Raw genomic sequence first — 26,405 nt, forward strand, 5'->3', positions numbered from 1 at the left:
CGCAGGCTGCGTCCCCTGCCCACGCATAATTTCAAGATTTGTTGCGTGGCTGGGGGGGACGCAGCCTTCGGCAGCTGCTACCTCCTGTGGGAGCTGGCTTGCCAGCGAGCTGTTGGGGCCATAAAAGCTCGCTGGCAAGCCAGCTCCCACAAGACAGTTGCTGCTACGGGTTAATCGTCGTTGTCGGCCATTTGGTTGAGGTACTTGCCGCGGTCCGGCGTGAAGGTCACCATCATGCCCGTGCGGCTGCAGGTCAGGGTGGTCTCGCGATCGGCCTGCACCTGCAGGTCCTCGCCACGCAGGCCCTGCCACTGGGCCAGGTATTTCAGCGCGCCGTATTTCTCCTTCTTCTTCAGCGCGCGGGCCACGCCGCCTTTCCAGCCCAGCACCGGCAGTTCGCCGGCGCGGCATTGCTCGGCCAGCTCGGGCATCTTCTGCGCGCGCTCACGGCCGATTTCCCAGCAGCGGATCAGTCCTTGATCGGGGCCCTGCCAGGTTTCTTCCCACGTCAACTTGGGGCGCACGGGGACGGTGATTTCACGGGAGACCAGCATTGTCGGGGCTTATCCTTGAGCACGTGGGTGTGTGGATCCAAAATATCCCAAACGATAGTCTCAGTGCCAGCCTGGATATGTATCAAATGTGATGCGAATCACCCAGCAGGGGCTGGCCGGCGAAGTTGCGCCCGCGCGCGCCCTGGGCCGAGCGTTGCACCAAGGCGGCCCAGCCGCTGTCGTCCAGGCCATAGTCGGCCAGCTCGCGGCTCACGCCCAGGCGGTCGAGCAACGCTTCCAGCTGCGTGGCGCCAGCTTCGGCCACCTGGCTGGCGTCGACGCCGAACACCCGTGCCAGGCTTTCGTCGATGTCTGCGCCGTGGCCCACCGCCCAGCGCAGCACCCGGGGCAGGCTGAACGAGCAGGCGATGCCATGGGCCGTGCCCTGTTCCAGGGTGATGGCGTAGGAAATGTTGTGCGCCAGCGCCGTGCGCGTGTTGGAAAACGCCAGGCCCGCCCAGGTCGCGGCCTGCAGCATGCGGCTGCGCAGGTGCAGGTTGTCGAGGTCGTCGGCCAGGCGCGGCAGCACCTCGATAATGGTTTTCGCCGCCGTTTCGGCGTAGTGCAGCGACAGCGGGTTGCGCTGGGTATTCCAGATGCTTTCCAGGGCGTGGGACAAGGCGTCCAGGCCCGTGGCGACGGTCAGCCCGCGCGGCAGGCTGCGGCCCAGTTGCGGGTCGCACAGGGCCACTTCCGGGTACAGCCGCTCATGGGCCAGCGACAGCTTGCGCTGGTTGGCCGGGTCCCACACGGTGGCCCAGCAGGTCACTTCGCTGCCGGTGCCGGCCGTGGTGGGGATGGCGATGATGGGCAGGGCGCTGAAGGATTGCGCACGGCCTTCCAGGTAGTCGAGGGTGCGGGCGAAGTCGCCTTCGAACGCGGCCAGGCACTTGGCGCTGTCGATCACCGAGCCACCGCCCAGGGCCACCAGCACCGGTGGTTGCTCGGCGGCGCAGCTGGCCGGGTACAGGCGCGCGGCGGCGTCGCGCAGGAAGTCGATGTCGGGGTTCTCGCGCACGTCGTCGATCACCAGCAGCGGCGCGCCGGCCTGCTGTGCCAGGCGCTGGGCCAGGCCGGCGAACAGCGGGTGGGCGTAGGTCAGCAGCACGTAGGGGCGGCCGTTGATGAACTCGGCGGTGCGCTCGAAGGCGTCGACGCCAAATTGCAGGTGCACGGGGTTACGGTAGGACCACATCGAAGGGCTCCTTGAAATAGATGAAGGTTCAGGCCAGGCGTTGGCGCGCCCAGCCGGACAGGGCGTCGATGGCGACGATGGTCACCAGCAGGATCAGAATCAGCATTGCCGAGCGCCCGTACTGGAACAGTCGCAGGGCGTCGTACAGCGCCTGGCCGATGCCGCCGGCGCCCACCAGGCCGAGCACCGAGCTCATGCGCACGTTGCGGTCGAAGATGTACAGCACGTAGCCCACGGTCTCGCGGCCAATCGACGGCCAGCCGGCGAAGAACAGCGTCTGGATGCGCCCGGCGCCGGTGGCGCGCACGCCTTCGTAGGTGCCTTCGGGCACGCGTTCCAGGCTTTCGGCGATGAATTTGGCCAGGAAGCCCAGGGTGTGCACCCCCAGCGCCAAGGTGCCGGGCAGCGGGCCGAGGCCGATGGCGGCGACGAAGAACAGCGCCAGCACCAGGTCGGGGGTGGCCCGCGACACGCTGAGCGCTTCGCGCACCAGGGTGAAACACACCCGGTTGGGCGCAAGGTTGCGGGCGGCCAGCGGCGCCAGGATGAACGCGCCGACACAGGCAATGGCCGTGCCCCACAGGGCGGTGGCCAGGGTTTGCAACAGCAGGAACAGCGAGTGCGGCAGGTCGCTGAAGTCGGGGCGGGTGTAGCGCGAGAAATACTCGGCGATGTCCTGCAGCGCGTAGCCCAGGCCGTCCACCGACAGGTCCAGGTGCATCACGCACAGCCCGGCCACCGCGAACACCGCGGCAATCAGCAGCGGCGCCGGGTTGAACGGGCGCTTGGGCAGGGCAGGCAATGGGGTCGCGTGCATGTCAGATGATCCTCTTGCGCAGGGCAGCGCTGATACGGTCCAGGGTCGATACCACCAGCAGCACGGCCAGCATGATCAGCAGCAGGCGCGGGAAGTCATACAAGCGCATGGACATCACCAGGTCGTAGCCGATGCCGCCGGCGCCGACGATGCCCAGGATGGTGGCGGCGCGGAAGTTGTGGTCGAGGATGTACATCAGCGCGCCCAGCAGGTCCGGCAGCGCCTGGGGCAGGTGGGCGAAGCTGCGCACCTGCAGCCAGCTGGCATTGTGGGCGACCAGGCCTTCCACGGCCTTGTCGTCCACCACCTCGATAGCTTCGGCGAAGAACTTGGCCATGAAGCCCACGGTCACCACCGCCAGCGCCATCACCCCCGGCAGCGGGCCCAGGCCCAGCGCGGCGACGAACACCAGCGCCCAGATCAGGTCGGGCAGGGCGCGGGTGAACGACAGCAACAGGCGCGCGGCGCGGCCCAGCCACGGCCGAGGCGTGGTGTTGCGCGCGGCGATGATTGCCAGCGGCAGGCTGACGAAGGCGGCGAGCAAGGTCGCCAGGAAGGCGATCTCGAAGGTTTCCAGCAGCTTGATGCCCAGCTGCGGCAGGTAGCTCCACTCCGGCACGGTCACCAGTTTGCCGGCGAACTCGGCGAGGTTGCCCAGCGAGTGCAGCAGCTTGAGCGGGTCCATCTCCACCAGCGGCGCGCTGGCCAGCAGCAACACCAGCAGCATTGCCACCAGGCCGATCAGGCGCCAGGGCGCGCGGCCGTCAGGCGTAGGCCAGCAGAGCCGGGACGGGCTGCGCATGGGCGTCTCCTTCACGTTGATAGATGTGCGCCAGGGCGTTGCGGTCCAGCTGCGCGGGCGGGCCGTCGAAGACGATGCTGCCTGCGTTGACGCCGATCACCCGGTCGGCGAAGCGCTTGGCCAGGTCCACCTGGTGCAGGTTGAGGATCACGGTGATGCCGTCCTCGCGGTTGATGGCGGCGAGCATGGCCATGACTTCCTCGGTGGCCAGCGGGTCGAGGCTGGCCACCGGCTCGTCGGCGAGGATGACCTTGGGCTGCTGCGCCAGGGCGCGGGCGATGCCCACCCGTTGCTGCTGGCCGCCGGACAGTTTGTCGGCGCGCTGCCAGGCGCGCTCGGTCAGGCCGACCCGGGCCAGCAGGCGCGTGGCCAGTTCCACGTCGTCGCGGCGGAACAGGTGCAGCAGGCTGCCCAGCCACGAGCGCCGGGCCAGGCGGCCGGTCAGCACGTTGGTCATCACCGACAGCCGGCCCACCAGGTTGAACTGCTGGAACACCATGGCCACGCCGCTGCGCACGTGGCGCAGGTTGCGCGGCACCACCTGCACGCCATCGAACAGAATCTCGCCGCCCTGGATGCTTTCCAGGCCATTGAGCGAGCGCAGCAGCGTCGACTTGCCGGCGCCGGACGGGCCGAGAATCACCACGAAACTGCCAGCTTCGATGTCCAGGCTGATGTCTTTCAGGGCCTGGTGGCCGTTGTCGTAGTGCTTGCACACGTGGGTCAAGCGGAAGGCCGGCATGGCGCGCTCCTGTGGCTGCATCACTTGAGCAGGGCGTCGCGGCCCAGCCCCAGCGAGGTGATCATGTCGCGGATCGGTTGGTAGTCGGCCGGCTTGGCCTCGGTGTAGCGGATGTACTTGCCGTAGCCGGTCACCTGCATGTCCTTGTGGGCGTTGTAGAAGGCCTCGCGGATCTTGGCCTTCAGCTCTGGGTCAAGGTCCTTGCGGTAGGTCAGCGGCGAGTCGGGGATGTCCATCGAGGTTTCGATGATGCGGTTGCTTTGCGGGGTGATCAGGCCTTTTTCCAGCAAGATCTTGTAGGAAATGTCATTCGCCGCGGCGGCGTCCACCGCGTGGTTCTTCACCGCCAGCTGGGCGGCGTCGTGGGAGCCGGCGTAGGTAAACTTGCCGAAGAACTGCGCCGGGGTCTGGCCGGTGCGCTGCTTGAGGATGTAGCTGGGCACCAGGTTGCCGCTGGTGGACGCAGGCTCGACGAAGGCGACGTTCTTGCCTTTGAGGTCTTCGAGCTTCTGCACCGGCGAGTCGCCCGGCACCACGAAAATGCTCTTGTAGATCGAGCGGCCATCGGGGCTCACGCCCACGGCAAAGGCCTCGGCGCCGGCTTCCTGCTCGGCGAGGATGTACGACAGCGGGCCCAGCCAGGCGATGTCCAGGCGCTTCTTGCGCATGGCTTCGATGACGCCGGCGTAGTCGGTGGCGGTGTACATCTTCACGTGCACGCCCAGCTTCTTCTCCAGGTAGGCGCGCATGGGTTCGAAGTGCTGGATCATCTCCTCGTTGTTCTCGGCCGGAATCAGGCCCATCACCAGGTCACGGGCCTGGGCCACGCTGGCGGCGCAGGTGAGGCAGGCCACGGCGGCGATTTTCTTCAGCAACGGCTTCATCGGTGCGTCTCTTTCGGTGACTGATGAGCGAATGTTGCAGAGGCGATATGACAATTGATGCATGAATTTGATAGCTATGTACGACCTAAACCATAGCCTCAGGGAATGCACTGATGATCTACGCCCAACTGCGCGCCTTCCTGGCGGCGGCGCGAACCGGCAGTTTTACCGAGGGCGCGCGGCTGCTGAAGATCACCCAGCCGTCGATTTCCAAGCAGATTCGCGAGCTGGAGGAGCGCTGCGGCGAACCGCTGTTCGACCGCACCGGCCGTCAGGTGCGCCTCACGCCGCTGGGCGTGCAGGTGATGGCCAGCGCCCGGCGCATGATGGATGCCGAGGTGGACGCGCTGCAGTTGCTCAGCGACGTGCGCGCGCTGGGTTCGGGGCATCTGCGCATTGCCGCCGTGGGGCCCTATCACCTGGTGGAAATCCTCCACGAATTCCACCGGCGCTACCCGCGGGTGCAGGTCAGCGTCGAGTTCGGCCATTCGCAGTACGTGCACGACGCCGTGGAGAACTTCGACGCCGACCTGGGCGTGCTGGCCAGCCAGCAGCCCGGCAACGGCCTGGCGCGCCTGCGCTACCGGCAGTGCCCGCTGATGCTGGCGGTGCCGGCGGACCATGTCCTGGCCAGCCGCGCCAGCGTGGCGTTGACCGAGCTTGAGGGTGAGCCGGTGATCCACCGCGAGGCGGGCTCCTCCAGCCGGCAGATCTTCGAGGCGGCGTGCCAGGCCGCGGGCGTGCAGCCGGCCAGCGTGCTGGAAATCGGCAGCCGCGAGGCCATCCGCATTGCCATCGCCAAGGGCATGGGCATCGGTTACGTGTCCCAGGACGAGGTGGTGCCCCATGAGCGCATCGTCATCGTGCCCTTTGCCGAGCAGCAGGGGCTGCTGACCAACGCCACGCTGGTGTGGCGCAAGGAGCGGGGCGCCAACACCATCATCAGCGCGTTCCTGGAGATTGCGCGGGCGATGTAACCGCCGCGGCTTTTGTGGGAGCTGGCTTGCCAGCGAGCTGTTGGCGGGCAAAAACTCGCTGGCAAGCCAGCTCCCACAAAGGCATCCACAATTTCCAGTGATATCGTTATGCATTAACGATATTTAAATTTCGGTTCTTATGCCTATAGAGTTTGGTCATCACCTACTCGTACTCAATAGCCAGAGCCGGAGCCCAGCATGTCCGCCTTATCTTTCGCCCCCCTGCCGTCCCAGACCTTCGAAGTCCGCCCCCTGCAAGGCCTGGTGGGCGCCGAGATCGTTGGCCTGGACCTGAGCCGGCCGCTCAATGACGAAGACTTCGCCCGCGTGCACCGCGCGCACCTGGACTACCACTTGGTGGTGTTCCGCGACCAGCACATCACCCCGCAGCAGCAGATCGACTTCAGCCGCCGCTTTGGCGTGTTGCAGATCCACGTGCTCAAGCAGTTCCTGCTGGCCAACCACCCGGAAATCCTCATCGTCTCCAACATCGTCGAGCACGGCCAGCCGGTCGGCCTGGGCGATGCTGGCAAGTACTGGCACTCGGACCTGTCCTACAAGGAACTGCCAAGCCTGGGCTCGATGCTGTACGCCCAGGAACTGCCCAGCGAGGGCGGCGACACCCTGTTCGCCGACATGCACCGCGCCTGGGACAGCCTGCCGCAACACCTGCAGGACGCGGTGGAAGGCAAGCAGGCGGTGCACTCGTACACCGCCCGCTATAGCGAGGGCAAGAACGCCGCCAACTGGCGCCCGACCCTGACCGCCGAGCAGCTGGCACAGGTGGTCACCGTCAGCCACCCGGTGGTGCGTACCCACCCGGAGAATGGCCGCAAGGCGCTGTTCGTCAGCGAAGGTTTCACCACCCACATCGTCGGCCTGCCCGAAGACGAAAGCCGCGACATCCTCAACCAGCTCTATGCCCACAGCGTGCGCCCGGAAAACGTCTACCGCCACCAGTGGCAACCCAACGACATGGTGTTCTGGGACAACCGTTCGCTGATCCACCTGGCTGCCGGCACCCCCGAGCACCTGCGCCGCAAGCTGCACCGCACCACTATCCAGGGCGATGCGCCGTTCTGATCCGGGAGTCACCATGAACGCTGTACTGCAAGGCCACACGGCCAGCGATGTGTTACCTGCGCAGGCAGGCCATCAGGCGACCCCTGAAGTCCTGCTGCAAGTGAGCAACGTCAGTCTCGAATACCGCACCCCCGAACGCGTGGTGCGGGCCACTCACCAAGTCAGTTTCGAAGTCGATCGCAGCGACCGCTTCGTGCTGCTCGGCCCTTCGGGCTGCGGCAAGTCGACCCTGCTCAAGGCCGTGGCCGGCTTCATCAAGCCCAGCGAGGGCGAGATTCGCCTGGGTGGCGCCACCGTCACCGAGCCGGGCCCGGACCGTATCGTGGTGTTCCAGGAGTTCGACCAGCTGCCCGCCTGGAAGACCGTGCTGGAAAACGTCATGTTCCCGCTGCTGGCCTCGCGCACCCTCAAGCGCAAGGAGGCCGAGGAGCGTGCGCGCCATTACCTGGAAAAGGTCGGCCTCAGCGCCTTCGCCAACGCCTACCCGCATACCCTGTCCGGCGGCATGAAGGCCCGCGTGGCCATCGCCCGCGCGCTGGCCATGCAGCCCAAGATCCTGCTGATGGACGAGCCCTTCGCCGCCCTCGACGCCCTGACCCGGCGCAAGATGCAGGAAGAGCTGCTGGAACTGTGGGACGAGGTGCGCTTCACGCTGCTGTTCGTCACCCACTCCATCGAGGAGGCGCTGGTGGTGGGCAACCGCATCCTGTTGCTGTCGCCGCACCCGGGCCGGGTGCGCGCCGAAATCAACAGCCATGAATACGATCTGCAGAGCCTCGGCGGCGTGGCCTTCCAGGCCAGTGCCCAGCGGATTCACCGGCTGCTGTTCGACGAGGCCCAAGGGCCGGTCGAGCAGGACCTGGGTTTCCACGACATCCGCATCGCCTACTGACACCGGAGCCTTGCCATGAGCCTGCAACCGCCTGTGCGCGCCGAATACGAAATCGAGCTGGAACCCTTCACCCAGGCCGCGCTGACCCGCGACATTTCCCTGGCCCAGCGCATCTGGCAACAGGGCTGGGTGCGCAAAACGGTGATCATGATCGCCCTGGCGCTGATCTGGGAAATTGCCGCGCGCATCCAGAACAACGACCTGCTGCTGCCCAGCTTCCTGCAGACCGCCCACGCCTTCATCGACGGCATCGCCACCGGCGAGCTGCTGGGCAAGGTGTGGATCTCCCTGACCGTGCTGATCAAGGGCTACCTGATCGGCATCGTCCTGGCGTTCGGCCTGACCACCCTGGCGGTGTCGACCCAGCTGGGCCGCGACCTGCTCAGCACCCTGACTGCCATGTTCAACCCGCTGCCGGCCATCGCGCTGCTGCCGCTGTCGCTGCTGTGGTTTGGCCTGGGTGACAACAGCCTGATCTTCGTGCTGGTGCACTCGGTGCTGTGGGCGCTGGCGCTCAACACCTATTCGGGCTTCCTGGCCGTGTCGGAAACCCAGCGCATGGCCGGCCGCAACTATGGCCTGCGTGGCCTGCGTTTCGTCTGGTACATCCTGATCCCGGCCGCGCTGCCGTCGATCCTGGCAGGCCTGAAGATTGGCTGGGCGTTCGCCTGGCGCACCCTGATCGCCGCCGAGCTGGTGTTCGGCGCCTCGTCGGGCAAGGGCGGGCTGGGCTGGTACATCTTCCAGAACCGCAACGAGCTGTACACCGACAAGGTCTTCGCCGGCCTTGCGGCGGTGATCATCATCGGCCTGCTGGTGGAAAACCTGCTGTTCAACACCTTCGAGCGCCTGACCATCAAGAAATGGGGCATGCAGCGCTGATACGCCACTCTCTCCACTAAATACGTGAGCATTCAAATGGCCAAGTTATCCCGCCTTTCCATCGCCCTGGGCCTCGTCGGTGCCGTGCTCGGCACCAGCGCCCACGCCGAAGGCAAGATCAGCATCGCCCAGCAGTTCGGCATTGGTTACCTGATTCTCGACGTGGTGCGCGACCAGCACCTGATCGAAAAGCACGGCAAGGCCGAAGGCATCGACATCACCGTGGACTGGAACAGCATCTCCGGCGCCACCGCCATGAACGAAGCGCTGCTGGCCGGCGCCCTGGACGTGGTGTCGGCCGGCGTGCCGCCGATGCTGACCATCTGGGACCGCACCAAGGGCCGCCAGAACGTCAAGGCCATCGCCTCGCTGGGCTCGATGCCCAACTACCTGCTGACCAACAACCCCAACATCAAGACCCTGAAAGACTTCACCGACAAGGACCGCATCGCCGTGCCGGCCGCAGGCGTCGGCTTCCAGTCGCGCACTCTGCAGATCGAAACCGCCAAGGTCTTCGGCGACGCCGACTTCAAGCGCTTCGACAACTACTCGGTGAGCATCCCGCACCCCGACGCCACCTCGGCGCTGATCGCCGGCAGCTCGGAAATCACCGCGCACTTCTCCAGCCCGCCGTTCCAGTACCAGGAACTGGAAAACCCGAACGTGCACAAGGTGCTCAGCTCCTACGACGTGCTGGGTGGCCAGGCGACGTTCAACGTGCTGTACACCACGCAGAAATTCCACGACGAAAACCCCAAGACCTACAAGGCGTTCTACGACGCGCTGGCTGAAGCGTCGCAGTACATCAAGGCGAACAAGGCCGAGGCGGCCAAGACCTACATCCGTGTGGAGCAGTCGAAGTTGCCGTTGGCGTTGGTGGAGAAAATCGTCAACGACCCGGAGATCGACTTCACCATCGTGCCGCAGCGTACTGGCGTGTATGCCGATAAGTTGAATGAGCTGGGGGTGTTGAAGAACAAGGCTGCCAGCTGGAAGGATTTCTTCTTTGAAGAGGCGCAGGGTGGGGCGGGTAGCTGACCCGTCAGCCACCCTGTAGCCGCTGCCGCCAGGCTGCGCTGGCTTTTGCCAACACTGGAGATCTCCGGTGAGGCATGGGGCCAGCGCAGCCTGCGGCAGCGGCTACGCTCACCGCACCAAGCGTTGCCACCAAGGCTTAACCCGCAAGCGCGGCATCGTCGGCGCAATCACCGGCATGTCCCTCAACCGTATCCACGGCTCATCCTGCCAGTGCAGCACGCTCAGGGCTTTGTTGGCCTGCGGCCATTCCAGAATGCTCAGGCTTGGTTTTTCGGCGTTGATCTCGACTTCGGCATGCAGCAATGCCGGCACCACCTGCAAGGTGATCCAGCGCCGCAGTCGGCGGTTTTCCGGGTAGTAGTGGTAAACCAGCAGGGCATAGAGCCCGGATTCGCTGACCAGCAATGTGTCTCGTTCTTCGCCGTGGCAGCGCAGGAACAAGGTGCGGTATTGGTCGGTGTCGAGTTTGCGCAGGGTGCGTTCGGTGAGGGGGTAGCCGATGAGGCGACCGATATCCTGGGCGCAGAACCAGGCTTTGGATTCGTGGATCAGGGCGTGGAGGGGGAGGTTGTTGCGGGTGAAGAGGGTAGGTTGCATCGTGCAGTTCCTCGATAGTCATTATCAGACTCCCGTCGCCAAACGGGGTGGGCAGAGCCGAGCGGGTTGGCGAACCGGCGAGGACCGGCAGACCCGAAGGTCTCCCACACGACCCTGCCCATAACGGGCGCAGCCATGCATCGGGCACAAAAAAACCGCTTTCGCGGCGTGCCCGCCTCGGTCAGGTCGCCAAACCTGAGTCGCTGAATTTGCAGCGACGAGGGGGAAGGGTAACGAGGTGAGGGGTGGGGTGCAAGGGTGAGGGTGCTGGGTGCCTGTCTTTTTGTCGAGGTGAGGCTAACGGCGCTCTTGAGATCGCGCGCCGCCCGCGCGGCGCTCGATCTCAAGGGCGCTGCAAAATCATCGCCATGCACCTGTCAGCCCTGACGCGCCCTCCGGCCAACCCCGTAGCCGCTGCCGCAGGCTGCGCTGGCCCTTGGTTACGCTGGAGATTTCCAGTGAGGCATAGGGCCAGCGCAGCCTAGCGGCAGCGGCTACGCGGTTGTATGTATCAGCACATGAATCAGGACTTGGCGGGCTGCCAACCACCCCCCAACGCAACCATCAACCCCACGCTAGCCTGCAACCTGCGCGTCTGCACATCCTGCAACTTGCGCTGCGCATCCAGCGCCGCCGTCTGCGCCGTGACCACGTCCAGGTAGTTCACCGCACCGGCTTCATAGCTGTTCATGGCCAAGGTCTGCGACTGGGTCGCCGCATCCACTGCCGCCTGCTGGTCGGCCGCTTCCTGCTTCAAGTCACGCAGTTGCGAGAGGTTGTCTTCCACCTCGCGCAGGGCTTTCAACACGCTGCCGCGGTAGTGGGCGCTGGCTTCGGCGAACTCGGCCTTGGCCTGGTTCTCGGCGCCGGTCAGGCGGCCGCCGGTGAAGATCGGCAGGTTGACCACCGGGCCAATCGCCCAGAAGCGGTTGGTGGCGCTGAGCACGTTGCCCACGCCCATGTCCTGGCCACCGAAATAGCCGCTCAGGCTGAAGTCGGGGTAGAACGCAGCCTTGGCCACGCCAATGTTGGCGTTGGCAGCGAACACCCGGCGTTCGGCGGCGGCGATGTCAGGGCGGCGTTGCAGCAAGGTGCTGGGCAGCTCGGCGGGCACGTCGGGCAGGGCCGGGAATTTGCTGATGGCCGCCAGCTGGAAGGTGGTCGCCGGCTGGCCCACCAGCTCGCCGATGGCGTGCTCGGTGAGGTTGCGCTGGTTGACCACGTCGTCCAGTTGCGCCTGGGCCTGGGCCAGTTCGCTTTGTGCGCGGGTCATGTCCAGTTCGCTGGCGATCTGGCCTTCGTAGCGGTCGCGGGTCAGGTTCAGGGCCTGGGTGTAGTCGTCCAGCGAGGCCTTGAGGATGGCCTGCTGGGCGTCCAGCCCGGCCAGGGTCAGGTACAGGTTGCTGAGCTGGCGCTGCAGGCTCTGGCGCGCCACTTCCAGGTCGTCGGCCGAGGCCTGGGCCTGGGCGTCGCCGGCGGCCACGCGGTTGCGTACCTTGCCCCAGAAGTCGAGGTCCCAGTTCAGGGTGAAGGCCGCGGTGTTGGTGTTGTACACGTTGGGCTGGTCGCTGCCGCGCAGCGGTTTGTTCTCGGACTGGCGCTGGCGCACGCTGGAGCCGGTGGCGCCGATTTCCGGGAACAGGCCGCCGTGCAACTGGCTGGCGTAGGCCTGGGCCGCATCGAAATGCGCCAGGGCCGCGGCCAGGTCAGGGTTGGCGGTGATCAGCTTGCCCTGCAGGTCGTTGAGCTGCGGGTCGTTGTACAGCGTCCACCATTGCTGCGGCACGTGGTCGGCCGGCTTGGCAGCCTGCCACGGGCCGCTGTAATGCAGCGGGATCGGTGCGTCCGGCACCTTGTAGGTCGGCGCCAGCGAGCAGCCCTGGAGCACCAGGGCCATCGCCGCTACCAGGCGGTTAAGCTTTAGGGGCATGGGTGTCTCCTGCGTCGGCCAGTTTCACCGGGTCGTTCTCGCGCAGGGAGTCCGGCGGGTTGTCGATGACCTGGTCGGTGGGGGCCAGGCCCTGGTCGATGAACAGGGTGGCGCCCAGGTCCATGCCGATGTGCACGTTGCGCAGGTGCACATGCTTCTGCGCATCGACCACGGCCACCTGGGTGCCGGCGGCGCGGAAGATCAGCGCGCTGCCGGGAATGCTCACGCCCTGGCTGCCCGCAGGCACCTTGAGGGTGACCTCGGTGTAGTCACCGGCCAGCAATTCGCCCTTGGGGTTGTCGGCGACGAACTGGGCCAGCATGGTGCCGGACTTGGCGTCCACGGCGTTGGAGTTGCCCACCAGCTGTGCATCGAACTGCTCGCCCGGGTGCTCCGGCACGGTCAGGCTCACGTGCATGCCGGTGCGCACGGCCGCGGCGTAGTTCTGCGGCACCGGCACGTAGAGGCGCAGGCGGTGGGTGTCAGCCACTTCGAAGAGGTCCGGGCCGGTGTCGGCGTCGGCCTTGATCAGCTGGCCGACGTCGGTGTTACGCGCGGTCACGGTGCCGTCGAACGGCGCACGCAGGGTCTTGTAGTTGGACAGGTCGGTGAGGCGCGCGTAGTCGGCGCGGGCCGCCTCGACGTTGGCCTTGGCGGCGTCGGCGTTGGCGACTTTCTCGTCCACTTCCTGTTGCGAGACCGAATGCGTGCTCAGCAGGTGTTGCCAGCGCGCGGCGCTGGTCTGTGCCAGTTTCTCGTCGGCCTGTTGCTGCAGCAGGTGCGCGTGGGCCTGGGCCAGTTGTTGGTCCAGGTCCGGGCTGTCGATTTCGGCCAGCACCTGGCCGGCCTTCACCGGCGTGCCGATGTCGGCTTTCCAGTCCTTCAGGTAGCCGCTGACCCGGGCGTGGATCATCGCCTGGCTCCAGGCTTCCAGGTGCGCCGGCAGCACCAGGGTGTCGCCGGTGGTGTTGTGGATCGGCTGGAACACGCTGACGATCGGCATCGACTGGGCTTCGGTCCAGCTCGCCACATTGTCATCGTGACGGGTCCGGGCGGCCAGGCCGCCGGCCACCAGCACGGCGGCCAAGGTCAGGCCGCCGACGCCGAGCACCATCAGGCGCTTGCGCGAAGGCTTCTTTGCGATGGTCGGTAGGGAATCAGACGACATGGGACGTTTCTCCAACGGGAAGCTTGGCGGTGCGGCGTCCATGCACGAGGCTGAACACCACCGGAACGAAGAGCAGGGTGGCCGTGGTGGCCAGGATCAGGCCGCCGATGACGGCGCGACCCAGTGGGGCGTTTTGTTCCTGGGAGATGGCCAGCGGCAGCATGCCGATGATCATCGCCAGGGCGGTCATGCACACCGGACGGAAGCGGGTGAAACCGGCCTCCATGGCGGCCAGCAGGGCGTCGCCGTGCACCTCCAGGCGTTCTCGACAGAAACTCACCACCAGGATGGAGTTGGCGGTGGCCACACCCATGCACAAGATGGCCCCTGTCAACGCCGGTACCGATAGCGAGGTGCCGGACAGGAACAGCATCCAGACGATGCCTGCCAGGGCAGCCGGCAGCGCGGTGATGATCACGAACGGGTCGAGCCAGGACTGGAAGTTGACCACGATCAGCAGGTAGATCAGCACCACCGCGCCGAGCAGGCCCAGGGACAGGCCGCTGAAGGCTTCATGCAGGGCGTCGATCTGGCCGTGCAGGGTGATGGTGGCGCCCTTCGGACGGTGCGGGGCGGCCAGGTCGATGGCCTTCTGGATGTCGCTGGCGACGCCGCCCAGGTCACGGCCTTGTACGTTGGCGTAGATGTCCAGGGTCGGCTGGATGTTGTAGTGGGTGACCACCGCCGGGGTGTCGACGCGGTGGATGGTGGCCAGGCCGCCGAGGATCTGCGATTGGCCGTTGGCGCCGGTCACCGGCAGGGCTTCAAGCTCTGGCATGCTGTCCAGGCGGTACTGCGGCGTTGCCGCCACGATGGAGTAGCTGATGCCGTTTTTCGGATTCAGCCAGTACAGCGGCGATACCTGCGAGCTGCCGGCCAGCGAGGCGACCATGGAGTTGGTCACGTCGCGTTCGGTGATGCCCAGGCCGTTGGCGCGTTCACGGTTCACGTCCACTTGCAGTGTCGGGTAGCCGTTGGACTGCTGGATGCGCAGGTCGGCGATGCCACGGATGTGCTTCAGCGCGCGCTGCAGTTCCAGGGCGTAGGCATGGTTGGCGTCGTTGTCCGGGCCGGAGATTTTCACGTCCAGCGGCGCCGGGGCACCGAAGTTGAGGATCTCGCTGCTGATGTCAGCCGGCAGGAACGAGAAGGTGCTGCCCGGGAAGCTTTCCGGCAATACTTCACGCAGTTTCTTCACGTAGTCGGCGGTTGGCTTGTGGCCTTCCTTCAGGGTCACGGAGATGTCGCCGTCCTGCGGGCCGGTGGTGCCGCTGGCGCTGTAGGCCATGTCGATACCGCTGAGCGGGATACCGATGTTGTCGATCACGGTGTCCAGCTCGTTGGCCGGCACCACTTGACGAATGCGCGCTTCGATACGGTCGAAGGCGGCGGCGCTTTCCTCGATACGGGTACCCACCGGCAGGCTGACGTGCAGCGACATGGCGCCGGCGTCGGTGGCCGGGAAGAAGTCTTCACCCAGGGTTGGCAGCAGCGCGAAGGACGCCAGCACGCAGACCATGAAGCCGATCAGGAAGCGCTTGCGGTTTTCCAGGGCCAGGGTGAGGACACCGTGGTAGCTGTCACGCACGTTGCTGAAGCGCTTCTCGAAGCCTTGCTGGAAGTTCAGCAGGCTTTGCACGAACGCGCCGTGCTTGGGTTTGTGCTGGTCGCCTTCGTGGTGGTTGAGCAGGGCGTTGTCCGGGTGACGGCCTTCGCCGGCCTCGACCACGTGGGGCTTGAGCAGGAACATCGCCAGGGTCGGCACCAGGGTACGCGACAGGATGAACGACGACGCCATGGCGAAGATCACCGCCAGCGCCATCGGGCGGAACAGGTAGCCGGCAATGCCTTGCAGCATGAACATCGGCACGAACACGATGCAGATACACAGCAGGGAGACGAAGGCCGGGCCGACGATCTGCTTGGCGCCGTCGAGGATGGCATCCTTCACCTGCTTGCCTTGCTCAAGGTGCCAGTTGGTGTTCTCGATGGTCACCGTGGCATCGTCCACCAGGATACCGACGGCCAGCGCCAGCCCCCCGAGCGTCATCACGTTGAGGGTCTGGCCGCTGACCGCCAGCAGGGCAATCGCCGACAGTACTGCCAGGGGAATCGAGGCGGCGATGATGATGGTCGAGCGCCAGCTGCCCAGGAACAGCAGGATCATGGCGCTGGTCAGCAGGGCGGCGATGATGCCTTCGCGGGCCACGCTGCCCACCGATTCCTTCACGAACACCGAGGCGTCGCCCAGCATCGAGGTTTTCAGCGACGGCGGCAGGGTCTCGTTGATCAACGGGAACATGTCGCGAATGCTTTGCACGATCGACAGGGTCGAGATGTTGCCGTTTTTCAGGGCCGGCATCAGCACCGCGCGACGGCCGTCCACCCGCACGATGTTGGTCTGTGGCGGCGAGCCGTCACGCACGTGGGCCACCTGGCCAACGGTGATCACGGCGCCGTCGACGGTCTTGATCGGCAGGTCGTTGAGCTGCTCGATGGCGTCCGGGCTGTTGTTCAGCAGCACGGTGTATTCATCGCTGCCCAGCTTGGCGGTACCCACCGGCACGATCTGGTTCTGCGCGGCCAGGGCGTTGCTCACGTCCTGCGCCGACAGGCCCTTGGCGGCCAGCGCCTGGGGGTCCAGGTCGAGGGTGATCTGGCGCTGCTTGCCGCCCATGGGGGTCGGCATGGCCAGGCCCGGCACGGCGGAAAGCGGCAGGCGGATGGAGTTCTGCACCAGGTCACGAATACGCGCTTCGGACAGGGTGGGGCTGGAGAACGCCATCTGCAGGATCGGCACCGTGGAGGCGCTGTAGTTGAGGATCAGCGGCGGCGTGATGCCCGGGGGCATCTGCTTGAGCACGGTTTGCGACACCGCGGTCACCTGGGCGTTGGCGGTACGGATGTCCACGCCCGGCTGGAAGAAGATCTTGACGATGCCCATGCCCGGCAGCGATTGCGACTCGATGTGCTCGATGTCGTTCACCGTGGTACTGAGCGAGCGCTCGTAGGTATAGATCACCCGGCCGGCCATGGCGTCCGGCGACAGGCCGGTGTAGGACCAGACCACGGCAATCACGGGGATGCCGATGTCGGGGAATACGTCGGTAGGGGTCCGCATCGCGGACAGGGGCCCGATGATGCAGATGAATATCGCCAACACGATAAACGTGTACGGCTTGAGCAATGCGGTCTTTACCAGCCCTAGCATGCCAGGAACCTCCAAAGGGTTTGCGTATGCTGGCAAGTCTTGCTGGAACCACCTAACACAAGCCTTTCATGAAGGTGAAAGATGTTTTAAGGCGCAACTGAAATTCGTTTCACGGTGATTCATTGGTGTTGAAAGAGGGCGGTCATCACACTTGGCATCGATCGAAAACGACCTGCCAGGGCAGGCCACTTCCAACACATTTGAGGAATACCCCATGAATGCGAAAACGCTAATGCTGGTGCCCATGCTTGGGCTGGTCGGTCTGCTCTCGGCCTGCGCCGGGCCCATGCCTGCGCCTAACCCGAACGACGCCTGGGTGGGTTTGAAAGAAGAAACCCAGAACTCGATGCTGGCCGAACAGGTTGACGGCAAGAACCTGAAAGATGGCCGTTACTTCCAGGTAAAACCGGGCGAGCACAAACTTGAAGTGCTGCTGTACGAAGAAAGCACTGCGCAACAGGACGACCAGACCTGCCGCGCCACTATTGATTACAAGGGCTTCAAGCAGGGCAAGCACTACACCTTGGTGGAGAGCAGCCTGGGTGACACCAACCTGCGGGCTGATTTGAAGAATGACCAGGGCAAGACTGTTGCTTCGACTGACAACTTCGATTGCATGTCGGGCTGAGGCTTGCGCGGTAACCAAAGGCCCTGGCGCTTAGCGTGATGGGCCTTTTTTTGTGTCCAGCCCAGACTGTCTTGTGGGAGCTGGCTTGCCAGCGAGCTTTTATGGCCCCAACAGCTCGCTGGCAAGCCAGCTCCCACAGGATGTAGCAGTCTCTGTAGCAGCGGCCGCAGGCCGCGTCATGGGCGTACAAAAAAGCCCCGGGCCAGTGGCGCGGGGCTTTTGGGTATTGCCAATCCGTTGATCTCAATCAGTACGCACATGCACCGTTTCGCGCAAGCTGTAACCGAACCCGCGCAAGGTCTGCAGGGCGTTGGGTGCGTCCAGGCGGGCCAGCTTGCGGCGCAGGTTGCAGATGTGTCGCTCGATCAGCGCGCTGCGCGAGTCATGGGCCGCGCCCCACAGCTGTTCCTCGATCAGCTCGCGGCTCACCGCGCCGGGACGCTTTGCGAGGATGGCCAGCAGCCGCTGTTCGCTCACGGTCAACGGCTGCTGGTGGGCGCCGCGGCCCAGCAGCAGGCGCGTGGTGGACAGCCACAGGCCGGCCTCGGCGTCCACCGCGGGGCTGAGGTGGTCGCGCAGCAGGGCGTGCATGCGCGCCTGCAGCTCGATGAACAGCACCGGCTTGGTCAGGCACAACTCGGCGCCGGCGCGCAGGGCCGCCACCCGTGCCGGGCCATCGTCCTCGGCCAGCAGCACCAGCACGCGTGATTTGCGCTTGCGCGTCAGGCAGCGCGCCAGCAGATCCGGCTGGGCCTGCTGCAGATCCAGCAGGATAAAACCGTAGTTGCTGTCCGCCAGGGCCCAGTCGGCTTCGTGGGGCTTGGCCTCGACGACGCGTTGGCCGCTGTCAGCAAAGCCGCGCAGCAGCTGTTCGTCTCGGGTATCGGCGATATAGAGCAGATTCATGTGGATCACACTCGCGCTTTGCTTTGACGGCAATGCAGTGCCAGGCTGGCACCGCCCTGTTGGCTGTTGCCCACTTCCAGGGTGAACCCGTGCAGGTTGACGATGGCCGCCACGATCGACAGCCCCAGGCCGAAGCCGGGTTGGGTGTTGTCGTCGTCGCAGCGGTAGAACCGTTGGAACACCGCCTCGCGTTCTTCCTTGGGAATACCGGGGCCCGAGTCCTGCACTTCAATGCAGGTGCTATCGAGTTCGTTGCGCGCGCGCAGCACCACCACGCCACCGGGCGGGGTGAACTTGATCGAGTTGCTCAGCAGGTTGCCGATGGCTTCGAACAGCAGCGCGCGGTCGCCATTGAGGCTGGGCAGTACCTGGGGCGAATCCAGCTCCAGGCGCAGCTCGCCTTCCTCTGCCAGCGGCAGGTAGAAGTCGTGCAGTTCATGCAGCAGCGGCAGCGGGTCGAACTCCACGAAGCCGGAGCGACGCTGATGGTCCTCCAGTTCGGAAATGCGCAGCAGGCCGCGGAAACGCGCCATCAGGGTGTCGGTCTCGGCGATCACGCCGTCCAGTTGCAGGGCGTGGTCGGAATCCACCCCGGCCTGCTGCTGGATGCGATACAGCTGGGCGCGCAGCCGGGTCAGCGGCGTGCGCAGGTCGTGGGCGATGTTGTCGCACACGCCCTTGACCTCCATCATCAGCCGCTCGATGCGGTCGAGCATGGCGTTGACGATGGCCGCCAGCATGTCCAGCTCGTCGCGGCGGTTGGACAGCGGCAGGCGCTGGGTCAGGTCGCCGGCGACAATGGCGTCGGCGCTGTCCTGGATCGCGCGGATACGCCGTATCGGCCGCCTGCGCAGCAGGTGCCAGCCCGCAGCGCCGGGGATGATGGTCAGCGAGATGCCCCACAACAGGGCGTGGAGAATGATCCGCGTCACCGCGAACAACGAGCCGTTGTCACGCACCAGCACCAGCCAGCGACCGTCCTGGGTGGCCATGGCCACGGCGTCGCAGCCCTGCTGGGGCAGCTTGGGGTCGTCGGAGTCGATGCAGTCATCCAGCTCGTAAATGTTGCCGTCCAGGGCCACGCCCTTGGGAATTTCCCGCAGGTCGCCGCCAACCGGGCGCAGTTGTGCGTCGAACAGCCCGTAGGCGTCGTAGGCGCGGTTGTCGAAGGTCTCGCTGGCCGACAGCGCGTCGTCCAGGGCCTGGCCGCTGAAACGCGAGAACAGGTGCTGGCGCTGCATGAGCGAATGGCGCGCCAGGCTGTTGAGGTAGTCCGACACTTCGTAATAGAGCACACCCATGAGGATGCAGCTCCAGGCCACGAAGAGAAAGCTGTACAGCGCCAGCAGGCGGCTGCTGGACGAGCGCCAGCCCTTAGAGGGGTTCGGCAATGACATAGCCGGAGCCCCGAACGGTCTTGATCAGCGCAATGGCGCCAGGCGGATCGATCTTCTTGCGCAGGCGGCCGATGTGCACGTCGATCAGGTTGGTGCCCGGGTCGAAGTGGTAGCCCCAGACTTCCTCGAAGATCATCATGCGGGTCAGGATCTGCCCAGCGTTGCGCATCAGGAATTCCAGCAGCTTGTACTCGGTGGGCAGCAGGTTCAGGGCCTGTTCGCCACGGCGCGCTTCACGGGTGATCAGGTCCAGCTCAAGGTCGGCGACCTTCAGCGTGGTGTCGACGTCGGCGACGGTGCTCTTGCGGCGCAGCAACACTTCGACGCGCGCGGCCATTTCGTCCGAGGCGAAGGGCTTGGTCAGGTAGTCGTCGCCACCGGCACGCAGGCCACGCACGCGCTCGTCCACGTCGGACAGGGCGCTGATCATCAGGATCGGCGTGGACACGCCAATGGTGCGCAAGGTGGTGACAATGGCCAGGCCATCCAGCTCGGGGAGCATGCGGTCCAGGGTGATAACGTCATAGTTGCCGCTGACGGCCTTGACCAGGCCCTCGCGGCCGTTATCGACCCAATCAACTTCAAGGCCGTGGCTGCTCAGTTCGGCCACGATTTCCTTGGCTGTCACGGCATCGTCTTCGATGGTCAAAACGCGTGTCATGGTGTTGTACCTGGGATTTCGGCTATTGAGTGGCCATTGTGCCGATTTTTACCTGTCGCCTTGCTGAAGTTTATTTCATCTGGAAGTCGGGCGGCCTGATGGCTCTAAATCAAGGGTTCCAGCGGGTGTGGGGTTTGTATCGCCGGGGTATCCCATGTGTTACACGATATTTCTAAAGCTGGGTCGGGGCCAGTCGATGACACATGAACCATCTTCCGTTAAAGGAATTTTTCCCTATGACCAGCATCAGCAGCAACATCGCGTCGGGCCTCGTGGTCACGACCACCACGAGCAAGACCGCCGCCGCCAGCACCACCAGCACCGACGATAGCACCACCACGACCAGCACCGACGGCAGCAGCACCTCGGGCACTTCCTCCACCAGTTCCACCAGCGCTGCTGGCGGCGCCTCGGGTGCGGGCGGCGGCGGTGGCAGCGGCAGCAGCAGTAGCAGCGACAGCAGCTCCAGCAGCGCTTCGGAAACCGTGACCGAGCTGCAGAAGGAAATCGCCCAGCTGCAGAAGACCCTGCAAGCCCAGGAACAGGCCGTGCAAGCAGCCCAGCAGGTCAAGGACGAAAGTGCCAAGAGCACCGCCGTGGCCAGCGCCCAGGCAGAGGTCTCGTCGACCAGCGCACAAATCGCCGCGCTGACCTCCGAGCTGGCCCAGGCCCTGACGGACGAAGGCAGCAGCACTACCGGCTCCACCGTCAACACCACCGCATGATGTTTTGGGGCCAGGACTCGTGCAGCCGCACATATGGGCTAGGCTTAGCAGAATCTGCAAAGCCTGGACTCTGGAGTGTTTCGATGCTGGCCCCAGCCAAACCGGTGAACGAAGCCGAGCGCGTGAGCACCTTGCGCGCGATGAACATCCTCGATACCGCACCCGAAGAGCGGTTCGATCGCTTGACGCGCCTGGCCCGCAGGCTGTTCGACGTGCCAATCGCGTTGGTCAGCCTGGTGGACGTCAACCGCCAATGGTTCAAGTCCTGCCAGGGCCTGAGCGCCAGCGAAACGCCGCGTGATATTTCGTTCTGCGGCCATGCGATCCTCGGCGACCAGGTGCTGATGATTCCTGACGCCACCAACGACGAACGTTTTCATGACAACCCGCTCGTGGTGGGCGATCCGCATATCCGTTTTTATGCTGGTTGCCCGCTGCGGGTGGGCAATGGCGCCAAGATCGGCACGCTGTGCCTGATTGACTCGCGCCCGCGCATCCTCGATGCCGAGGAGCGCGAGCTGTTGCGCGATTTGGCGAGCATGGCCGAGCAGGAAATCGAGGCGCTGCAGTTGGCGACCATCGATGACCTGACCCAGGTGTCCAACCGCCGTGGTTTCGAGGCCCTGGCCGAGCACGCGCTGAGCATCTGCAAGCGCATGAACACGCCAGCGTCGCTGCTGTTTTTCGATTTGAACGATTTCAAGAAGATCAACGACACCTGGGGCCACGCCGAGGGCGACCGGGCGCTGGTGGCGTTCGCCGAGACCTTGCGCGAGGTGTTGCGCGAGATGGACCTGGTGGGGCGCCTGGGCGGGGATGAGTTCGTGGCCCTGCTGATGGGCTCCAATGCCCAGGATGGCGACCTGATTGCCGAGCGGCTGAAGGAAGCGCTGGCGCGCAAGAACGCCGAGGCCCAGCGTGGCTACGACATTCGCTACAGCATCGGGCGGATCGAGTACGACCCGGCCAGGCACGATTCGATCAAGCGCTTGCTGGCCGAGGCGGATGCGGCCATGTACGCCCACAAGCAGGCCAGCCGCCGGCATTGACCCTGCACGGCAGGGTCAATGCGGCGTGGCAGGGCAGGTCAGTCGACCTGGCGGCCGTGCTTGTCGGTCTTGTAGCGCAGGGCCACGGCAGGGGCTGCGGTGCCACGGCCGGTCTCGACCCAGTTGCGCAGGCGGGTGGCGTCGGCGAAGGTGGTGAATTTACCGAAGGCATCGAGGATGACCATGGCCACCGGGCGGTTGCCCATGGTGGTCAGCAGCACCAGGCAGTGCCCGGCCTGGTTGGTGAAGCCGGTCTTGGTCAGGCGGATGTCCCAGTTGTTCTTGTTCACCAGGTGGTCGGTGTTGTGGAAGCCCAGGCTGTAGCTGGGTTTCTTGAAGAACACGGTCTTCTCGCGGGTGGTGCTCAGCTCGCGCAGGGTAGGGTAGTGCTGGGCGGCGATCAGCAACTTGCTCAGGTCGCGCGCGGTGGACGTGTTGTTGATGGACAGGCCAGTGGGCTCGGCGTAGTGGGTGTGGCTCATGCCCAGGCTGCGCGCCTTGGCGTTCATGGCGTTGATGAAGGCGCCATAGCCGCCTGGGTAGTGCTCGGCCAGGGTGGTGGCGGCACGGTTTTCCGAGGACATGAGGGCGATCAGCATCATGTCGTGACGGGTCAGCTCGCTACCCAGCTTGACGCGCGAGAACACGCCGCGCATCTCCGGGTTGTGGCTGATGTCCACGTCGATCATCTCGTTCATGTCCTGCTTGGCGTCCAGCACCACCATGGCGGTCATGAGCTTGGACACCGAGGCAATCGGCACGACGTTGTCGGCGCGGTTTTCGTAGATCACCTTGTTGGTGTCCAGGTCGATCAGCAGCGCGCTGCCCGAGGCCAGGTGCAACTGTGCGGGATCTCGTTGGGAAACAGGTTTTTCGGCAGCAACAGCGTTCGACGTGACGGCAGCAGTACCTGTCAGAACAAGCAACAGGCTGAGGATAGAAAGGGAGGTTTTCACGTGTAGCGCTCGCTAAAAAGTAGATAAGCCGTTTGTGACGGGTTGTTCTTGAAAAAACGCAGTAGTTTATGAGTATGGCTCAGCAACTGTCGATTGCCTGGCGGGCTTAAACCCCTGTAATAAAAAAATAAAAGTGATATTTCATCTTCGCTCGCCGTCCAAGGGCGGTCCGGCGGATATCTGCTTCCAAAAACGCTAAAAAACGACTCGGGAGTCGCGCAATGCTTAAGGGTTTCTTCAGCAAGGATTACAGGGCACTGCTGCTGTGGAGCAGCGTCATCGCGGTGGTCCTGCTGTTGTGTGCGTTCATTCAAAAACCGCTGGACGCCCTGGCCTGGGTGCAGGCGGTGGCGGTGGTCATCGCGCTGATGCTGGCCATCGCCGTGCCGGCGTTGCAGCGCAAGCAGGAAGCGGCCGCGCAGCACAAGCAGTGGCGCGAAGGGCAGGTGGGTTATGCCCGGCGCCTGCAGTACCTGGTGCTGGAGTTCCAGGAACTGCTCAACCAGGTGGGCGTGAGCATGGCGCACTGGCGTGCCACCGACCGGCACCGGGTGCAGGCGGTGCTGCAGGATTACCTGCACCGGCTGTTCGAGTCGCACAAGCATGACAACAACGACGACCGCATTGTCATCGCCCATGAGCTGCGCCAGGTGGTGAATGCCTTGATCGACGAGCTGGAAAGCGGCCGCTCTGATCGCGCGGTGCTGCAGGGCCTGGAAAAGCGCCTGCAGAAACTGGCCCAGCGGGCGCAGGCGAACGTGCTGATGGCTGAGCGCGCCTGAGTCCCCGGCAGGCCGCGTCCCGGCCCGATGGGGTGCCTGGGACGCGGCCTGTGGCCGCTGCTACAGGCGCCCAATTAAAAAGCCCCGCGACGCAGGCGGGGCAAGGGGGTGCGAGAGCAACGCACGGGATAAATTCGCGGTGCAGGGTCAGTGGGTCACCGCCGGGGTGGCCGGTTGCTGACCCTTGAAGCTCAAGGACAGGGCCTTGGCCTGGTCCAGCGACAACAGGGGGCCGCTGAGCGGTTCGCCGTCCTTGACCACATACCAGCAGGCCAGCAACCCCAGGTCGCGAAGGTTGGCGGGAACGGCGCTGCCGATGACTGACATGATGCTGACGGTGTTCATGGCTGACTCCTGCGAAACATGTGCCCAGCTTAGGGCGATGCAGGAGCGCTGAGAAATCACCGCTTTCAATAGTGATCATTGACTCGACACATCAGCTCACCGCAAGCGCCCCAGGGGCGAATGCGGTGGCGATGCGTGTTACCAGCCCGGACGACCGTAGTAGTAGCGTGGCGGCGGTGGCGGCGCGTAGACAGGCTGCGCGTACACGACCGGCTGCGGCGCGTAGTACACCGGTGGCGGTGGTGGAGCGACGTAGACCGGTGGCGGTGGCGCGGCGTAGACCGGCTGTTGCACCACGACTTCGCGTGGCGCCAGGGCGGAGGTCACCACGGCGCCGACTACAGCACCACCTAGAACGGCACCCAACACACCTGGACCACCGTGGCCGTAGGCCGACGCTTGGCCCGTTACGGCCAGGGCGCCGACCAGCAAGGCAATCTTGGGAAGCTGACGAATCATGACTTGTTCCTCATATTACGATTCCAGTACCCGGGACCGGATGGTTGGTCCAAGGACTGTCGCACTACTATGACAGCGAATTTGTAAGAATCTGCGACGGTGTTTGGTAAATTTTGTGTAAGGTCTGGAACCACAGTGTCCTTACATTTCAGTTACATGCCAGTGATGGAGCCTTGCAATGCCCATGATTCCCACACGCGACACCGTACTTTGCATGTCCCTGGCCGGGCGCCCGGGTACGTTCGGCGTGCGTTTCCACAACCACCTGTATGAACAGCTGGGTCTCGATTATTACTACAAGGCTTGCAGCACCAACGATCTGCCGGCAGCGGTTGGCGGTATCCGCGCCCTGGGGATCCGGGGCTGCGGGGTGTCGATGCCGTTCAAGGAGGCCGTCATCGCGCTGGTCGATGAGCTGGATGCGTCGGCGGCAGCCATTCAGTCGATCAATACCGTGGTCAATGATAACGGTCATTTGAAAGCGTACAACACTGATTACATCGCCATTCGTCAATTGATTGACCGTCATGGCCTGTCGGCCGACACCACGTTGGCCCTGCGCGGCAGCGGCGGCATGGGCAAGGCCGTGGCCTCGGCGTTCCGTGATGCCGGTTTCACCCAGGGCACCCTGGTGGCGCGCAACCCCGAAAGCGGCCCGGCGTTGGCGCGGCAGCTGGGCTACGAATGGCGCCCGGAGCTGGGCGACCTGCGCCCGCAGTTGCTGGTGAACGTGACGCCGATTGGCATGAGCGGCGGCCCGGAGGCCAACGACCTGGCGTTCCCCGCAGAAGCGGTGGAGGCGGCCAGCATCGTCTTCGACGTGGTGGCGCTGCCAGCGTTGACGCCGTTCGTGCAGCTGGGCCAGGCGCTGGGCAAACAGGTCATCACCGGCCTGGAGGTAATTGCCCTGCAGGCCCTGGAGCAGTTCGTGCTGTACACCGGCGTGCGGCCTACCGACGAGCAGGTACGCCTGGCCACCGAATACGCCCGCGGCTGATCACTCCAGCCGCGCGAGCCGCTCTTCCAGGGCGGCGATGCGCGCCTCCAGGGCTTCCATGCGTTCCAGCGTGACGCCGCTGTCATGGCTGGCGCGCTCGCTGCCGGCGCTGTGCCGCGTGGCCAGCAGCGCGTCCATGTCCACCGGGCCGCCCAGGGCGTGGGTGTAGCGGTCTTCGCGCTGGCCGGCCTGGCGTGGCAGGTGCAGGGCGTAGCCGCGCGCTACCAGACGGTCGAGCTGGTGCAGCACCTGCTCGTTGTCCTCGAAGTCGTGCATGCGGCTGCTGCGGGTCAGCAGTTCGTTGACCGTCTGCGGACCGCGCAGGAACATCAGGCCCATCAGGATCACCTGCGCCGGCACCAGCTCCAGGGCCTTGTCCAGGCGCTGTTCCCAGCGGTCGGCGCGGCTGCCCATCACCAGTCGGGTCAGGCCCTGGCCTTCCAGCTGGCGCAGGCTGTTGCCGACCTCGCCCTGGGTGAGGTTCATCACCGGCTCGCGGCTGGTTTTCTGGTTGCAGGCCAGCACCAGCGCGTTCAGCGTCAGCGGGTAGGTCTCGGGGTTGGTGGCCTGTTTCTCGATCAGCGCGCCCAGGATGCGGATTTCGCCGGCGCTCAGGGTCAGGTGTTCGGTGGGGGACGCGTTTTCGGCTGACATGGGGCGCTCCGTGGGCATGAAGGTCGGCGGAAACGCCAGTATGCAATAAAACACCGGACGCCGCGCCGGCACAG

The 26,405-nt window shown here is 64.9% G+C and carries 27 protein-coding genes; 10 read left to right on the forward strand and 17 right to left on the reverse strand.

The window, feature by feature from the left end; translation table 11 throughout:
• Positions 1 to 170: 170 nt before the first annotated feature.
• From ACWKWX_RS12345 to phnD, 6 genes are all read right to left on the reverse strand, one after another.
• Positions 171 to 554, reverse strand: coding sequence for a hypothetical protein (locus tag ACWKWX_RS12345; RefSeq protein ID WP_416425727.1), 384 nt, complete (start codon positions 552 to 554; stop codon positions 171 to 173).
• 82 nt (positions 555 to 636) lie between these two features.
• Complete coding sequence (locus tag ACWKWX_RS12350; protein WP_483827860.1) at positions 637 to 1,749, reverse strand: phosphonoacetaldehyde reductase; 1,113 nt, start codon at positions 1,747 to 1,749, stop codon at positions 637 to 639.
• Between the two features lie 28 nt (positions 1,750 to 1,777).
• Positions 1,778 to 2,566 (reverse strand): phosphonate ABC transporter, permease protein PhnE, encoded by a 789-nt coding sequence (gene phnE / locus ACWKWX_RS12355; RefSeq protein WP_483827861.1) that lies wholly within the window; start codon positions 2,564 to 2,566, stop codon positions 1,778 to 1,780.
• A gap of 1 nt (position 2,567) precedes the next feature.
• A complete protein-coding gene (gene phnE, locus ACWKWX_RS12360; protein ID WP_416425724.1) occupies positions 2,568 to 3,368 on the reverse strand; it encodes a phosphonate ABC transporter, permease protein PhnE in 801 nt (266 codons plus the stop codon).
• Positions 3,331 to 4,131, reverse strand: a complete 801-nt coding sequence (phnC, locus tag ACWKWX_RS12365) for a phosphonate ABC transporter ATP-binding protein (protein ID WP_476297643.1) — start codon at positions 4,129 to 4,131, stop codon at positions 3,331 to 3,333. Before phnC ends, phnE (ACWKWX_RS12360) begins: the two co-directional genes overlap by 38 nt.
• A complete protein-coding gene (gene phnD, locus ACWKWX_RS12370) occupies positions 4,131 to 4,994 on the reverse strand; it encodes a phosphonate ABC transporter substrate-binding protein (RefSeq protein ID WP_483827862.1) in 864 nt (287 codons plus the stop codon). The genes phnC and phnD overlap by 1 nt, the downstream gene beginning before the upstream one ends.
• Positions 4,995 to 5,107: 113 nt before the next feature.
• Here phnD and ACWKWX_RS12375 point away from each other — a divergent pair, with 113 nt between their 5' ends.
• The 5 genes from ACWKWX_RS12375 to ACWKWX_RS12395 all read left to right on the forward strand — a co-directional run bounded on the left by ACWKWX_RS12375 (position 5,108) and on the right by ACWKWX_RS12395 (position 9,866).
• The gene (locus ACWKWX_RS12375) at positions 5,108 to 5,971 is read left to right on the forward strand and encodes a LysR substrate-binding domain-containing protein (protein WP_483827863.1); all 864 of its coding nucleotides are present in this window, start codon (positions 5,108 to 5,110) and stop codon (positions 5,969 to 5,971) included.
• 198 nt (positions 5,972 to 6,169) lie between these two features.
• On the forward strand, positions 6,170 to 7,054 hold the full coding sequence (locus tag ACWKWX_RS12380; RefSeq protein WP_483827864.1) for a TauD/TfdA dioxygenase family protein: 885 nt from the start codon (positions 6,170 to 6,172) through the stop codon (positions 7,052 to 7,054).
• Positions 7,055 to 7,067: 13 nt separating this feature from the next.
• A complete protein-coding gene (locus ACWKWX_RS12385) occupies positions 7,068 to 7,946 on the forward strand; it encodes an ABC transporter ATP-binding protein (RefSeq protein WP_416425720.1) in 879 nt (292 codons plus the stop codon).
• A gap of 15 nt (positions 7,947 to 7,961) precedes the next feature.
• Positions 7,962 to 8,828: an ABC transporter permease gene (locus ACWKWX_RS12390; RefSeq protein WP_483827865.1), complete on the forward strand. Its 867-nt coding sequence runs from the start codon at positions 7,962 to 7,964 to the stop codon at positions 8,826 to 8,828.
• A 36-nt stretch (positions 8,829 to 8,864) separates the two neighbouring features.
• A complete protein-coding gene (locus ACWKWX_RS12395) occupies positions 8,865 to 9,866 on the forward strand; it encodes an ABC transporter substrate-binding protein (RefSeq protein ID WP_473003709.1) in 1,002 nt (333 codons plus the stop codon).
• Between the two features lie 108 nt (positions 9,867 to 9,974).
• On the opposite strand, the gene ACWKWX_RS12400 is transcribed toward ACWKWX_RS12395, so the two are convergent.
• The 4 genes from ACWKWX_RS12400 to ACWKWX_RS12415 form a co-directional block, all read right to left on the reverse strand.
• Positions 9,975 to 10,463, reverse strand: coding sequence for a BRO-N domain-containing protein (locus ACWKWX_RS12400; protein WP_483827866.1), 489 nt, complete (start codon positions 10,461 to 10,463; stop codon positions 9,975 to 9,977).
• Positions 10,464 to 10,986: 523 nt separating this feature from the next.
• Positions 10,987 to 12,393 (reverse strand): efflux transporter outer membrane subunit, encoded by a 1,407-nt coding sequence (locus ACWKWX_RS12405; RefSeq protein WP_473003702.1) that lies wholly within the window; start codon positions 12,391 to 12,393, stop codon positions 10,987 to 10,989.
• The gene (locus tag ACWKWX_RS12410) at positions 12,377 to 13,561 is read right to left on the reverse strand and encodes an efflux RND transporter periplasmic adaptor subunit (protein ID WP_416425711.1); all 1,185 of its coding nucleotides are present in this window, start codon (positions 13,559 to 13,561) and stop codon (positions 12,377 to 12,379) included. The genes ACWKWX_RS12405 and ACWKWX_RS12410 overlap by 17 nt, the downstream gene beginning before the upstream one ends.
• Positions 13,551 to 16,772, reverse strand: coding sequence for an efflux RND transporter permease subunit (locus ACWKWX_RS12415; RefSeq protein ID WP_483827867.1), 3,222 nt, complete (start codon positions 16,770 to 16,772; stop codon positions 13,551 to 13,553). The genes ACWKWX_RS12410 and ACWKWX_RS12415 overlap by 11 nt, the downstream gene beginning before the upstream one ends.
• A gap of 214 nt (positions 16,773 to 16,986) precedes the next feature.
• Between ACWKWX_RS12415 and ACWKWX_RS12420 the strand changes: the two genes are divergently transcribed.
• Positions 16,987 to 17,400: a PA0061/PA0062 family lipoprotein gene (locus ACWKWX_RS12420; protein WP_416425707.1), complete on the forward strand. Its 414-nt coding sequence runs from the start codon at positions 16,987 to 16,989 to the stop codon at positions 17,398 to 17,400.
• Between the two features lie 243 nt (positions 17,401 to 17,643).
• Here ACWKWX_RS12420 and ACWKWX_RS12425 read toward each other — a convergent pair whose 3' ends face one another.
• Genes ACWKWX_RS12425 through ACWKWX_RS12435 form a run of 3 tightly spaced genes read right to left on the reverse strand, consistent with a single transcriptional unit; the run spans position 17,644 to position 20,364 of the window.
• A complete protein-coding gene (locus ACWKWX_RS12425) occupies positions 17,644 to 18,306 on the reverse strand; it encodes a response regulator transcription factor (protein WP_473003698.1) in 663 nt (220 codons plus the stop codon).
• Between the two features lie 5 nt (positions 18,307 to 18,311).
• On the reverse strand, positions 18,312 to 19,703 hold the full coding sequence (locus tag ACWKWX_RS12430; protein ID WP_416425703.1) for a sensor histidine kinase: 1,392 nt from the start codon (positions 19,701 to 19,703) through the stop codon (positions 18,312 to 18,314).
• Positions 19,681 to 20,364 (reverse strand): response regulator transcription factor, encoded by a 684-nt coding sequence (locus ACWKWX_RS12435; RefSeq protein WP_027981497.1) that lies wholly within the window; start codon positions 20,362 to 20,364, stop codon positions 19,681 to 19,683. Before ACWKWX_RS12435 ends, ACWKWX_RS12430 begins: the two co-directional genes overlap by 23 nt.
• Before the next feature lie 236 nt (positions 20,365 to 20,600).
• Here ACWKWX_RS12435 and ACWKWX_RS12440 point away from each other — a divergent pair, with 236 nt between their 5' ends.
• Positions 20,601 to 21,089 (forward strand): hypothetical protein, encoded by a 489-nt coding sequence (locus ACWKWX_RS12440; RefSeq protein WP_483827868.1) that lies wholly within the window; start codon positions 20,601 to 20,603, stop codon positions 21,087 to 21,089.
• Positions 21,090 to 21,172: 83 nt separating this feature from the next.
• Complete coding sequence (locus ACWKWX_RS12445) at positions 21,173 to 22,138, forward strand: sensor domain-containing diguanylate cyclase (RefSeq protein ID WP_483827869.1); 966 nt, start codon at positions 21,173 to 21,175, stop codon at positions 22,136 to 22,138.
• Positions 22,139 to 22,176: 38 nt separating this feature from the next.
• Here the strand turns inward: ACWKWX_RS12445 and pbpG are convergent, their stop codons facing one another.
• Positions 22,177 to 23,094, reverse strand: coding sequence for a D-alanyl-D-alanine endopeptidase (gene pbpG, locus ACWKWX_RS12450; RefSeq protein ID WP_416425699.1), 918 nt, complete (start codon positions 23,092 to 23,094; stop codon positions 22,177 to 22,179).
• Between the two features lie 221 nt (positions 23,095 to 23,315).
• Between pbpG and ACWKWX_RS12455 the strand changes: the two genes are divergently transcribed.
• Positions 23,316 to 23,876 carry a hypothetical protein gene (locus tag ACWKWX_RS12455; protein ID WP_473003692.1) on the forward strand — a complete coding sequence of 187 codons (561 nt, stop codon included), beginning with the start codon at positions 23,316 to 23,318 and terminating at the stop codon, positions 23,874 to 23,876.
• A 147-nt stretch (positions 23,877 to 24,023) separates the two neighbouring features.
• On the opposite strand, the gene ACWKWX_RS12460 is transcribed toward ACWKWX_RS12455, so the two are convergent.
• Together ACWKWX_RS12460 and ACWKWX_RS12465 are read right to left on the reverse strand one after the other, a co-directional pair.
• Positions 24,024 to 24,221, reverse strand: a complete 198-nt coding sequence (locus ACWKWX_RS12460; protein ID WP_473003691.1) for a hypothetical protein — start codon at positions 24,219 to 24,221, stop codon at positions 24,024 to 24,026.
• A 138-nt stretch (positions 24,222 to 24,359) separates the two neighbouring features.
• Positions 24,360 to 24,680 carry a hypothetical protein gene (locus ACWKWX_RS12465; RefSeq protein ID WP_416425694.1) on the reverse strand — a complete coding sequence of 107 codons (321 nt, stop codon included), beginning with the start codon at positions 24,678 to 24,680 and terminating at the stop codon, positions 24,360 to 24,362.
• A gap of 178 nt (positions 24,681 to 24,858) precedes the next feature.
• Here ACWKWX_RS12465 and ACWKWX_RS12470 point away from each other — a divergent pair, with 178 nt between their 5' ends.
• The gene (locus tag ACWKWX_RS12470) at positions 24,859 to 25,677 is read left to right on the forward strand and encodes a shikimate 5-dehydrogenase (protein ID WP_483827870.1); all 819 of its coding nucleotides are present in this window, start codon (positions 24,859 to 24,861) and stop codon (positions 25,675 to 25,677) included.
• Here ACWKWX_RS12470 and ACWKWX_RS12475 read toward each other — a convergent pair whose 3' ends face one another.
• Positions 25,678 to 26,331 (reverse strand): YceH family protein, encoded by a 654-nt coding sequence (locus ACWKWX_RS12475; RefSeq protein WP_473003689.1) that lies wholly within the window; start codon positions 26,329 to 26,331, stop codon positions 25,678 to 25,680.
• Positions 26,332 to 26,405 lie beyond the last annotated feature (74 nt).

Source organism: Pseudomonas imperatae (assembly GCF_057128625.1).